The 12161-nt window shown below is 60.6% G+C and carries 11 protein-coding genes and 1 pseudogene; 9 read left to right on the forward strand and 3 right to left on the reverse strand.

Going from position 1 to position 12161, the window contains the following annotated elements; translation table 11 throughout:
- The first annotated feature begins 71 nt into the window (after positions 1-71).
- From RTX98_RS01000 to RTX98_RS01035, 8 genes are all read left to right on the forward strand, one after another.
- A complete protein-coding gene (locus RTX98_RS01000; RefSeq protein ID WP_312793982.1) occupies positions 72-350 on the forward strand; it encodes a DUF982 domain-containing protein in 279 nt (92 codons plus the stop codon).
- A 73-nt stretch (positions 351-423) separates the two neighbouring features.
- On the forward strand, positions 424-1332 hold the full coding sequence (locus RTX98_RS01005) for a LysR family transcriptional regulator (RefSeq protein WP_312793983.1): 909 nt from the start codon (positions 424-426) through the stop codon (positions 1330-1332).
- A 175-nt stretch (positions 1333-1507) separates the two neighbouring features.
- Positions 1508-2452 carry an ABC transporter permease gene (locus RTX98_RS01010; RefSeq protein ID WP_312793984.1) on the forward strand — a complete coding sequence of 315 codons (945 nt, stop codon included), beginning with the start codon at positions 1508-1510 and terminating at the stop codon, positions 2450-2452.
- Positions 2449-3267 carry an ABC transporter permease gene (locus RTX98_RS01015; RefSeq protein ID WP_312793985.1) on the forward strand — a complete coding sequence of 273 codons (819 nt, stop codon included), beginning with the start codon at positions 2449-2451 and terminating at the stop codon, positions 3265-3267. The genes RTX98_RS01010 and RTX98_RS01015 overlap by 4 nt, the downstream gene beginning before the upstream one ends.
- A gap of 11 nt (positions 3268-3278) precedes the next feature.
- Positions 3279-4907 (forward strand): ABC transporter ATP-binding protein, encoded by a 1629-nt coding sequence (locus tag RTX98_RS01020; protein ID WP_312794036.1) that lies wholly within the window; start codon positions 3279-3281, stop codon positions 4905-4907.
- Positions 4907-5773 (forward strand): serine hydrolase, encoded by an 867-nt coding sequence (locus tag RTX98_RS01025; RefSeq protein ID WP_312794037.1) that lies wholly within the window; start codon positions 4907-4909, stop codon positions 5771-5773. Before RTX98_RS01020 ends, RTX98_RS01025 begins: the two co-directional genes overlap by 1 nt.
- 26 nt (positions 5774-5799) lie before the next feature.
- The gene (locus RTX98_RS01030; RefSeq protein ID WP_312793986.1) at positions 5800-7344 is read left to right on the forward strand and encodes an ABC transporter substrate-binding protein; all 1545 of its coding nucleotides are present in this window, start codon (positions 5800-5802) and stop codon (positions 7342-7344) included.
- A 133-nt stretch (positions 7345-7477) separates the two neighbouring features.
- A complete protein-coding gene (locus RTX98_RS01035; RefSeq protein ID WP_312793987.1) occupies positions 7478-8923 on the forward strand; it encodes a M20 family metallopeptidase in 1446 nt (481 codons plus the stop codon).
- A gap of 46 nt (positions 8924-8969) precedes the next feature.
- On the opposite strand, the gene RTX98_RS01040 is transcribed toward RTX98_RS01035, so the two are convergent.
- Positions 8970-9725 carry an SDR family NAD(P)-dependent oxidoreductase gene (locus RTX98_RS01040; RefSeq protein ID WP_312793988.1) on the reverse strand — a complete coding sequence of 252 codons (756 nt, stop codon included), beginning with the start codon at positions 9723-9725 and terminating at the stop codon, positions 8970-8972.
- Positions 9726-9862: 137 nt separating this feature from the next.
- Here RTX98_RS01040 and RTX98_RS01045 point away from each other — a divergent pair, with 137 nt between their 5' ends.
- Positions 9863-10762, forward strand: a complete 900-nt coding sequence (locus RTX98_RS01045; protein ID WP_312793989.1) for an AraC family transcriptional regulator — start codon at positions 9863-9865, stop codon at positions 10760-10762.
- A gap of 81 nt (positions 10763-10843) precedes the next feature.
- Here the strand turns inward: RTX98_RS01045 and RTX98_RS01050 are convergent, their stop codons facing one another.
- Complete coding sequence (locus RTX98_RS01050) at positions 10844-11695, reverse strand: transporter substrate-binding domain-containing protein (protein WP_312793990.1); 852 nt, start codon at positions 11693-11695, stop codon at positions 10844-10846.
- 194 nt (positions 11696-11889) lie between these two features.
- A pseudogene (locus RTX98_RS01055) lies at positions 11890-12161 on the reverse strand (rhodanese-related sulfurtransferase); the annotation flags it as partial.

Here is a 12161-nt window from a genome sequence, read left to right on the forward strand (position 1 = left end):
AAGGACAAGGTTCAGACACGGCAACCGGATACAGTACCGTGTTGGTTGGGCTGAGATGGGAGGAGACAACCATGATCACCACCGACGCCTTCTACATACCCGTGCCTCTGCCTACAGGACCTGACACCAAGCGAGACATCCGCACGCTCAGCGAAATGCATGAGTTCTTGAGCGGCTGGCCGTGTGTTCGTGTCAGTCCAAGCTACGAGGCCGCACGGCGGACATGCTCTGCTGCACGGGCGGGACGCTTGTCAGTGGAGCAAGCAAGGCGGGCACTGCTGACCTTCGCGCAATCGGCGGACTTTCTCGGCTACAAGCATCCGGCTATGCCTCGCACTGGCCAGCAATAGATCACTGCAGCGCAGATAGGTGCTGCGCGAGGGCTCGTGCTAAGACATTGAACAGTCCTAGCATGGAGCGCTCATGAATATACGACAGTTGGAAGTGTTGCGCACGCTGCTCGCGACCGGCTCCACAATCGCGGCAGCCAAGTCCCTGGGCTTGAGCCAGTCCGGTGTGAGCCGGTTGCTTCAGCAATTGGAAGCCGACCTTTCGGTTACTCTGTTTGCACGCGACAAAGGCCGGCTTGTTCCGACGCCAGAGGCGGAACTGCTGGGCCGCGATGCCGAAAACGTCCTTCTTGCCGTAGAACGGATGAACGGCCATGCGGAAGATCTGCGCAGCGGGGCCGATGGGCCGGATATCGTGCGCATCGGTTTGCCGAGCAGCATGTGGGAGAACTTTGCGCCGGCGATACTCGTCGAGTACGCCCGCGACTTTCCCGGTGTTCGCATCGAAACTTTCTTTGAAAGCACCACGGCGATCCAGAAGCTGCTCGAAGAGCGCGTCATCGACATCGGCTTTCTTCGAATGGAAGGGCAGACCGGCCCGACCCTGGAAGTCGAGCATGTTGCCAGCGGCGAAAGCGTCTGCGTGATCCATAAGGATCATCCACTGGCCGCACTCGAGGAAGTGTCGGTCAAGGACTTGCGGGGTATACCGCTGATCCTGATCGGTCGTCAGCGGCCGAACCGCATGGGGCTGGACCAAGCGTTCAAGCGAGCAGGCGTGAAGCAGACGGTTAAGGTCGAAACCCACACCAACAGCTCGGCCTGTTCCTACGTTGCGCATGGATTGGGCGTGGCCATCATCAGCAGCTTCTACGCGAATCTCTATCCGCACTTGCCGGTGGTTCGACGAAGGTTTCTTCCGCATTCGACGCAGGATTTTGGTATCGCTCGCTCGGCAGGCTTGCCGCTGTCGATCGCCGCTCAGGCATTAAGCGATGCTTTGACCCGGCAAATCCGGCGTTCGCAGCAAGACCCTGTATAACAAAGGCTTAGCAGGCAAAGCGCTAAGCCAAGACTGGCATTTTGCCGGCCTACATCCGCATAGATATATGACGTTTTCGCATAATATTGCGCAGTATCGTCAAACCTTTCATAGTCCTGACAAAATGAAGACGTTTGGGCTGATGGCATGATCGGTCACAAATCCCGGGGGACATATGATCCGATTTATCCTCAATCGCGTGCTGATGGCGCTGCCGACGGTTGCGCTGGTCGCAATTACGGTGTTCGCGCTGATCCGCTTCATACCGGGCGACCCGGCAGAACTGATGCTGGGCGACATGGCGCAACCCGCACAGATCGAAGCGCTGCGCGCCGAACTCGGGCTAGATCAATCCTTGCCTCAGCAGTTTCTCATCTGGCTGGGCAATGTTTTGCAAGGCGATTTCGGACGTTCGATCGTCAACGGTGAAGCCGTTCTACCGCTGGTGCTTGAGCGTTTTGTTGTCAGTGCGGAAGTTGTGGTGGTCGCCGTGTTCCTGGCGAGCCTGATTGCCGTTCCGGCCGGTGTTATCGCCGCTTGGCGCCAGAACAGCGTCACGGATCTTGCGCTGGTTGGCACGGCCACCGTGCTGCTGTCGATCCCGACCTTCTGGCTTGGCCTGCTGCTGATGCTGTTCTTCGGCCTCAAGCTCGGCTGGCTGCCGGTACTTGGTTACGTTTCCATACGAGACAATCCCACGGGCGGTCTGCTTTACCTCATCCTGCCGGTGATGACGCTCGTGATCCATGAAGCCGGCGTGCTGATCCGCATGGCGCGCGCATCGACGCTGGAAGTGCTGCGCCTCGATTACATTACCCATGCTCGCGCCAAGGGACTGTCGGAAAGCGCAGTCTTGTGGCGGCATGCCCTCAAGAACGCGTTCGGTCCGACCTGGACGATGATTGGCCTGATCCTCGGTAATCTACTCGGTGGCATTGCCGTGATCGAAACGGTGTTCACGATCCCTGGCCTCGGTCGCTTGATGGTCGAGAGCATCTTCGCCCGCGATTATCCAGTGATCCAGGCCTGCCTGCTGGTGGTCGCCTTGTCCTATGTGTTGGTCAATCTCGTTGTCGACCTCCTGTATCCCCTGTTCGATCCGCGGGTGGTCGCCGAATGAAAAAGCTCACCTTCAACGGTCTGATCGGCGGCATCCTGATCAGCGTCCTGCTCGTGACGGCCTTGCTCAGCCTGGTCTGGACGCCTTTCGATCCTATGAAGCTTTCCTTCACCGCGCGCTTGGCGGCGCCGGGTGGGGAGCATCTTCTCGGCACCGACGAGTTCGGCCGCGACGTGCTCAGCCGTCTGATGGTTGGCGCCCGCGCCGCCATTTGGATCGGCACGCTGACCGTGGCCTTTGCAACGATCTGCGGAACGATCATCGGCCTGATCAGCGGTTATGCTCGCGGCTGGATCGACGGTGTGATCATGGCCATCAACAACGCGCTGATGGCCTTCCCCGGCATCCTCCTGGCGCTTGGTCTGCTCGCCGTGTTCGGGGCCAATCAGTACGGCATCATCTTCGCGCTTGGTATCGCCTACACACCGTCCATGGCGCGTGTTGTGCGCGGCGCAGTGCTGTCGCTGCGCGAACGCGAGTTCATCGAAGCATCCAAGGTCATGGGCAACAGCGAGTTGTTCACGATGCTGCGCCACATCCTGCCCAATTGCCTTGCGCCGATCACCGTGCTCGCAACGTCCATGTTCGGCTGGGCTATTCTGTCGGAAAGCGCGCTGTCGTTTCTTGGCCTCGGCGTGCCGCCTCCGGCTCCGACCTGGGGCAACATGCTCGCGGCCGGCCGGCCGTTCTTCGAACAAGCCGTTTGGCTCGGTCTCTTCCCCGGCCTGTGCATCGCGCTGACGCTGCTCGGCATCAATCTTCTGGGCGATGCGCTCCGCGACAAGCTCGACCCACGCATGAGGGGGCTGAAATGAGCGGCGCTGAATTGCACACGAATACGCTTCTTTCCGTTCGCGGCCTGTCGCTGGCTGTTGCCGGAAGCGGCCGCCAGGTCGTGCAGGATGTAAGCTTCGACGTCGCGCCCGGCGAGATCTTCGGCATCGTGGGTGAAAGCGGTTCGGGCAAGACGCTGGCGACACGATCGCTCATCCGGCTGCTGCCGCAGGCAATCACGGTTACATCCGGCTTGGTCCAGTACAAAGGTCGCGACGTGCTCGGCATGACGGATCGCGAGCTTCGGGACCTGCGCGGCGCCGAGATCGGCGTCGTGTTCCAGGAACCCATGACGTCGCTCAACCCGTCGATGACGATCGGTCGGCAGCTTGAGGAAGGGCTGATCCTGCACACCAAGCTTCAGCCGGAAGAGCGCCGTCATCGCATCCTGGACATGCTGAAGCGCGTCGGCATCCGCGATCCCGAAGGTGCGCTGAGCGCCTATCCGCACGAATTTTCTGGCGGCATGCGCCAGCGCATCATGTTGGCTTCGGTGATGCTGTTGAAGCCGGCGTTGCTGATCGCAGATGAGCCGACAACGGCGCTCGATGCCGTGATCCAGCGCGATGTCATGGAACTGATGGTCGAGCTGACTCAGGCAGAAGGCACGGCGGTGCTCCTGATCAGCCACGACCTGCCGATGGTGGCGCGCTACACGAGCCGCATCGTGGTGATGGAAAAGGGCTCGATCGTCGAAGCGGGCCGAACGGAAGACCTGCTCGACGCGCCGCAGCATCCCTATACGAAGAAGCTTCTGCAATCCCTGCCGCTGCGAGGCGAAGTGCGCGTGCTCGACACGGCAAAGGCGCCGATGGTTTCGGCGAAAGATATCGTCGTCGATTATCCCGGTCGCAAGTCTTTCCTCAAGAAGGCGCAGGCTAAGCGCGCATTGCACGGCGTGTCGATCGACATCCACGAAGGCGAGGTCGTTGCGCTGGTTGGCGGTTCCGGTTCCGGCAAAACCACGCTTGGGCGCACAATTGCTGGCCTCGTAAAGGAAAGCGGCGGCGACATCCGGTTCCGGGGACGCTCGCGCAATGCGGACTGGCGCGATTATCGCTTGAACTGCCAGATGGTGTTTCAGGATCCTTATTCCTCGCTCGATCCGCGAATGACTATCCTTGCAACGGTCGAGGAGGCTTTGCGGCTTGTTCCTGATCTCGACCGCGCGGCTAAGCGCAAGCGGGCGACGGAAGTGCTCGAGGAGGTCGGGCTCAGCGGCGAATTTTCCGACCGCTACCCGCACGAGTTGTCCGGTGGTCAGCGTCAGCGCGTGGCGATCGCCCGCGCCATCGCACGCCGGCCGCGCTTCCTGATCGCCGATGAACCGGTATCAGCGCTTGATGTGACCGTGCGCGCTCAAGTGCTCGACCTCTTCTCCGACCTGCAGAAGCGCTACGGCTTTTCCTGCCTGTTCATCAGCCACGATCTCGGCGTGGTGGAACAGGTCGCCGATCGCGTGGTGGTGATGCAGGACGGCCGGATCATCGAACAAGGCGACCGCGACACGATCTTCGACAATCCGCAGGAAGCCTACACGCGCCGGCTTCTTTCGGCCATTCCCGCCCTTGCCATTAACGAGCAGGGCGGGGTGAAACTGAAATGGCGCCTGGAAGCATGATGGACACCGAACGCAACCTCGCCACCCTGCGCCGAGAACTCGACGCCATCTGCGACGCCCAGCCTTTCGTCACCCGCTTCATGGCGCGCAACCTGTTGACCGGCGACGATGTCGGCCGTGGCGAGAACGAGGAAACGCCGTCGGGCAGCACGCGCAAGACTTCCATCATGATGGCCGCGCTAAAGGCGGTGTCGGAAGGCCGGCTCGATCTCGACGAGAAGATCGTCTACGAACAGCGCCTGGCCGAGGAAGTCGCCAGCGGCATGATCCGCTTCATGACGCCCGGGCTCGTACTTTCGCTGCGCGATGCGATCACCGGCATGATGGTGCTCAGCGACAATGTCTGCACCAAGATGGTGCTGGAGCGCCTCACGCTGGCAGAGGTCGATGGCTTCTGCAAGACGTTGGGCATGGTGAACACGCATCACCGCTTCCTGATCCCGCCTCTGGCCCTGCCGATCGACCACTCGCTGAAAAGCGTGACCACGACGTCTGCAGCCGACCAGGTCCTTCTGCTGCAAACGATTCTCGACGCCCAGACCTCTCCCAAAGCACAAGCCAGGCTGGGCTGCACGGCTGAGCTATGCGCCTGGGCGCTGCAAGTGCTGAAGAACCAGGTGCTGCGCTATGGCCTGCGTTCCCGGCTGCCCTTCGAGACGGTGACGGCCAGCAAGAGCGGTCGCGGCAAGCGCGGTCGCATGGATGCCGGTGTCGTCTACAGGAACGGCGCGCCGTTCTTCATCGTCACCGCCTATACCGACAAGGTGCCTCAGGAAATGCCTGACGGCACGCCCGGCTACACGATGTCACTCGAAACCATTGGTCGCATTGCGCGCGGCTGCTGGGATCATTTTCCGGTTCAATGATCAACGACAACAACGAGGGTAGAACAATGAAGAAAATTCTTTTGGCAGGCGTCGCCCTGCTGGCAATTGCAGGAACGGTGCAGGCGCGCGATCTCGTGGTTGCGCAAAGCTCGGACCTGCGCAGCAACAACCCCGGCGTCAACCGCGACGGCAATACGGATGGTGTGATCCTGCACATCGTGGAAGGCTTGGTCGGCTACACCAACAGCGGCGAGGTCAAGCCGCTGCTGGCCAAGAGCTTCGAGACCTCCGAGGATGGTCTGACCTATACGTTCAAGCTGCGCGATGGCGTCAAATTCCACAATGGGAAGGTGCTGACGGCTGAAGACGTGGTCTGGAACTGGACCCGTTATCTCAAGCCGGAAACCAAGTGGACCTGCTTGAATGATTTCGTCGAAGGCGGCGCGGCACCCGTGGCTGGCGTGAAGGCGATCGATCCTTCCACGGTCGAGATCAAGCTCACCAAGCCCTCCGCCGTTTTCCTCGGCCTGATGTCGCGCCCGGGATGCGGCTACACCGGCATCCTCTCGCCGGACTCGGTGACCGCAGACGGCAGCTTCGACAAGCCGGTCGGAACGGGCCCGTTCATGTGGGATGAATGGAAGAAGTCGGAATATATCCGCCTCGCCAAGTTCAACGACTACCAGTCGCCTGAAAATGACGGCAAGCCGGATGGCATGGTCGGCTCCAAACGCCCGCTGGTCGATGGCGTCAAGTTCATGGTCATTCCGGACGCATCGACCGTGAAGGCGGGACTGGAATCCGGCGTGCTCGATACGGCGGAAATCTCGCCGGATCTCATTCCGGAGTTCCAGAACAGCGACAAGATGCAGCTCATCGTCGCGCGCAACAACGGCAAGAACCTGTTCTACTTCCAGACCCGCGACAAGGTTCTGAGCAATCCGGGCGTGCGTCGCGCCATGGCCATGGCGCTCGACCTCGATCAGCTGGTGGCCGCTGCTTCCAACGGCACGGGCGAGGCCAATGGTTCGATGGTCTCGCAGGACTCCGTATATTTTAACGAAACTCAGAAGAAGCGTCTTCCTTATGACCTGGAAGCCGCCAAGAAGGAGCTGGACGCAGCCGGTTACAAGGGCGAGCCGATCTCCATCATCGCCAACAAGCGCGGTAACGTTCCGAGTTACCCGGCCGCAATCATGGCTCAGGCCATGATGCAGCAGATCGGCCTGAATGTTCAGATCGAAGTGCTGGATTATGCCACGCAAGTCGATCGCCGGCGTTCGGGCAATTACCAGGTGATCTCGCAGTCGGTGGCGCCGCGCCTCGACCCCGCTCTGATGTACAGCTTCTATGTCGGCAACAAGGACAAGAACGCCTCGCTGATGTGGGACAACCCCAAGGCGATCGAGCTCATGAATGCCGCCTATGCCGAGGCTGATCAGGCCAAGCGGCAGGCGATCTTCGACGAATTCCATGAGTTGATGCTGCAGGAGATGCCCGGCATCTTCCTGTATGACATGGTCGACGTGTGGGGCGCCTCCAAGTCGCTGAAGGGCGTGCCGGTCTGGCAGTCGAATACGCGGCTCTGGGAAGTCTCGCTCGAAAACTGATCGTGGGAAACGCGCCGGCAAAGTCCGGCGCGACTTTCTTTGACAATGGACTGGCAAGAGCTGCGGGGCTGCCGAGGGCTGCGCGACAGCCGCGTCGTGCGCCAGCGCTCTGAAACACGACTGAGGATAGTTCATGAACCAGCAAGCATTGGAGTCGATCGCGCGCTCTGTTGACGCGATAAAGCCGACCTTCAGCAAGCTCAGCGACAACATCTGGGAGTTCGCTGAACTGAAGTTCCAGGAGCAGCGCTCCTCGCAAGCGCTTGCTGGTGCGTTGGAAGAGGCCGGCTTCTCCGTTAAACGCGGCGTGGCGGAGATGGAAACCGCCTTCATCGCCGAAGCCGGCAGCGGCAAGCCTGTCATAGCGTTTCTCGGCGAATTTGATGCTCTTGCCGGCATGAGCCAGGCGGCCGATCTCGCAGAAGCCAAGCCGCTGGTCTCCGGCGCAACCGGCCATGGCTGCGGCCATAATCTGCTGGGCGTCGGCTCGATGATGGGCGCCATCGCGCTCGCCCGTCACCTCAAGGAAAACAATCTGCCTGGCACTGTCCGCTATTACGGCTGTCCGGGCGAGGAGGGCGGCTCGGGCAAGACCTTCATGGTGCGCGCTGGCCTGTTCGACGATGTCGATACGGCACTGACTTGGCATCCCGCACCGTTCAATGGCGTGCGCTCCACGAACAACCTTGCCGTCCTTGAGTATTACTACCGCTTCAAGGGTGTGGCGGCACATGCATCCAATGCCGCTCATCTCGGCCGTTCGGCGCTGGACGCGGTGGAACTAATGAATGTCGGCGTGAATTTTTTGCGCGAGCACATGCCGCAGGATTGCCGCGTTCATTACGCCATTACCGACACGGGTGGCCGCGCCGCGAACGTCGTGCAGGCGCAGGCCGAGGTGCTTTATCTCGTTCGCGCTCCCGAAATGAGCCAGGCACTTGCCCTTGCTCAGCGCGTTGACAAAGTGGCGCGCGGCGCCGCGATGATGACGGAAACCGAGGTCGAGATCATCTTCGATACGGCATCCACCAACCTCCTGCCCAACATCACGCTGGAAACGGCAATGCACGAGAACATGGTGACGCTCGGCCCTGTGCCGTTCGACGAAGCAGATCTCGCTTTCGCCAAGGACATCCAGGACACCTTCACCGATGAGGCGATCAAGAGCAGCATCCGGCTTTACCAGATCAGGGGGGACGTGTTCTCAAACGCCAAGGTAGACGGCACAGCGCCGCTTCATCTCGGCCTGCGCGAATTTGAGGGACAGTCTCACTTTCGCGCTGGCTCCACCGATGTCGGCGACGTGAGCTGGGTAACGCCTACGGCGCAATGCTGGACTCCTGCATGGGCCATCGGCACCAATCCCCACACTTGGCAGGTGGTTGCGCAGGGCAAAAGTGCGGCCGCGCACAAAGCCATGGCGCATGCTGCCAAGACCCTGGCCACGACCGGCTTGACCCTTATGACCCAACCCGACGTTCTCGCAGCCGCGAAGGCAGAGTGGAAAGAAAAGACGGCCGGCCAGCCTTACGTGTGCCCGATCCCAGCCGAGGTTAAACCTGGCTCTATCACGCACTAACCGAAGCTGCGGCCGGTGCCTTCACTTGGCATCCGGCCGTCCAACATCAGATGTTCTGACCGCCGGACACCTCGATGCGCTGGGCGTTGACCCAGCGATTGTCCGGTCCGAGCAGACTGGCGACGGCAGGACCGATGTCGTCAGGTACACCTACACGGCCCAGCACGGTCATTGATGCGAAAGCTTCGTTATAGGCCGGCGTGTCACGCACGGCACCGCCCAGGAAGTCGGTTTCGATTGCTCCGGGGGCAATCGTGTTGGCTGTGATCCCGCGGCTTCCCCATTCCTTGGCCATGTAGATCGTAAGGATCTCTACTGCGCCCTTTGCCGCGGCATAGGCTCCGAAGCCGGCGGATGAAACGCGTGTGAGGCCGCTGGAAAAGTTGACGATCCGCCCGGCGTCGGCAAGCAGCGGCTCCAGTGCCTGGGTCAGGAACAGGACGCCTTTCACATGCACCGCGAACAGAGCATCGAATTGCGCTTCCGTGGTTTCGATCAGGCTCGCCATCTCGCCATGGCCGGCATTGTTCACGAGATGGTCGAACGTTTCGCGCTGCCAGGTTTCCCGGAGCGCAGTCTGAACCTGTGCGACAAAGTCTGGGAAGTCGCTCATTTCGCCTGTATCGAGACGTAAGGCGACTGCTTTGCGACCCAAAGCTTCGATTTCAGCGACCACACCAAGGGCATTCTCTTCTCCGCGATGGTAGGTCAAGATGACGTCGCCGCCCCGCTGGGCGATGCTGATGGCGGTGTTGCGGCCCAGGCCTCGGCTGCCGCCGGTGACGATTGAAATGGTGCTCATGCTTGGCTCCTTGCTGCCTTGGTTCTGCAAGGATCATCGTTGGTCGCGCACTGTTGGTGTTGCTTGATCTTGGCATTATCTTGCCTAATCCTCCAAGCCGGCTTGTATGGAGTTTCGGCTGGCTATAGCCTGTGACGATGACCTCCGATCTGCTCCACACCGCAATCCGTGTTGCTGAACACCAGCTTGTTCGAACAGGCATGGCGTCCACACCGATCCCCGGCCTGTCCGTGGTCCGCGAGATTATACCAAGCCCACTCCAGCACGCGGTCAACCGCCCCTTGGTGGCGCTGGTGCTTCAAGGCAGCAAGCGTGTCGCGATGGGAGCGAGGTCCTTCGATTTCGGGGACGGGGAGTCTCTGTTGATTACGGCCGACGTGCCGACCGTCAGCCAGATCACCCGCGCAAGCCTGGCTGCGCCATATATCTCGGTCGTCTTCGAGCTGGATCCCGCGGTGATCGCTGAGCTGGTTACAGAGATCGGGCCTTTGCCCTTCGCTGCCGGAGCACCTGTGCGGGTGGACCCGACCGAAAGGGAGGTGGCAGACGCAGCGCTGCGTCTACTGAGACTGCTTGATCGCCCCGCCACGATTCCGGTCTTACAGGTACAATTGCTGCGGGAGCTGCATTACTGGCTGCTGATGGGACGTCATGGCGGAGCCATTCGCACGCTCGGCATTCCCGGTAGCCATGCTCAGCGGATCGCGCGGGCCGTCAGCCTGATCCGCAGTGATTTCGCAAAGCCGCTGCGTATGGAACAGCTGGCGATGGCGGCTGGCATGGGCGTTTCGTCTTTCCATGCACACTTCCGGGCGGTGACATCTTTGACACCGCTGCAATTTCAGAAGCAGCTGCGGCTGATCGAGGCTCGCCGGCTGATGTTGTCCGACGGGGAGGCCATCAGCAATGCGGCTTATGCTGTCGGCTACGAGAGCGTCCCGCAGTTTACCAGGGAATATGGCCGGCTGTTTGGTGTGACGCCGGCGCGAGATATGCGAGCCACGCAACTCGGAGAGGCAGCCTCGTTGATTGCGTAAATTGCTGGCCACGCCCAGCAGCAACCGCAAACGAAAGGTCGCCTTCCCATTCGGCGACCTTTTATAATCATGCGGGCGAGCTTACGGCGTGACGTCGAAGCCGAACCACTTTTCGGACAGGCGCTTGACGGTGCCATCGGCCTTGGCGGCCTCGATGGCCTCATCAAACATCTTCTTCAGCTCTGGCTCGTTCTTGCGCAGGCCAACGGCCACGCCACGTCCGAGAATACCACCCTTGAAGTAAGGTCCGGTCATCACGATGCCCTCGTTGCCTGGCTTCTTGGCAGCGTCGGTGAGGTAGGCGAGGGACGCGACGATCAGGTCAACACGGCCCGATCCAAGATCGAGATCGTGCTGGTCGGTCGTTTTGTATTCCTGGATCTCGATGGAGTCCTTAAAGTACTTGTCCAGCAGCGACAGGCCGAGCGAAGCGCTTTGAACGCCGACCGTCTTGCCCTTGATCTCAGCCGTCACATCATCGATCGCCTTCTGTGCCCCGGCCTCATCCTGTGCGAGGTAGAGCGTCTCGCCCGTATGAGGAAGCTTGGCATACGGGCTATCCTTGAGCGTCGCGAAGGTCTGCGGGGTCAGGCCGTAGGAGATGGAAAAGTCGATGGTCTCTTCGCGCTTCGGCGTGGCGGTCAAGCCAGCCATGATGGCATCGAACTTGCCGGCGGTGAGTGCGGGGATGATGCTGTCGAAAGGCTGCGCCACCATCGTGCACTCGATCTTCATGCGTGCGCAAAGATCCTTGTACAGATCGACTTCATAGCCATCCAGCGAGCCATCCGGATTGGTGAAGTTGTAGGGACGGAAAGCGCCTTCCGTTGCGATGGTGATCTTGGTCCACTTCTTCTCTTCCGCATACGCAGAGGCGGTGGTCAGAACCAGCGCGGAAACGATCAGCGTCTTCAACAGTCTCGTAGTCTTCATGTGAATACCCTTGGGTGGCTACCCGGAAAGCACCGCCATCAGCGGTCCAACCAGCTTGGACACCGCTGCATTATCACGGCTTTTTAGCCAGCGATATTGCCAGGACTAACCCGTCGGGCGTTTGTGGATGGGACGGTAGGACGGTTGCTCGGTAAGAGCCGTCAGCCTGCCGTCCGCAGAAGATCCATCTATGCTCAGCGGACCACGTGGAAGTTGGAGACGCCATCATTGGCGAGCTGCGCGACCAGTTCGAGCTCCCAGTCGATATAGGCCTGCATGTTGGCTCTTGCATTGTCCGTGCCTTCGTAGGGCCGTTTGTAGACGTCGATTGGCTCCGACAGATAGTTGGCTTCGCTATCGAGTCCGTAGCCAGCCGCGTGCCACGCCTCTGTGCCGCCAGCCAGGATCAGCAACTCGCGCGAGCTTAAAGCGGATATTTCGGTCAGGTTCGCGGCGGCAACACGGC

This window comes from Tianweitania sp., from assembly GCF_032053605.1.
Classification (GTDB): domain Bacteria; phylum Pseudomonadota; class Alphaproteobacteria; order Rhizobiales; family Rhizobiaceae; genus Tianweitania.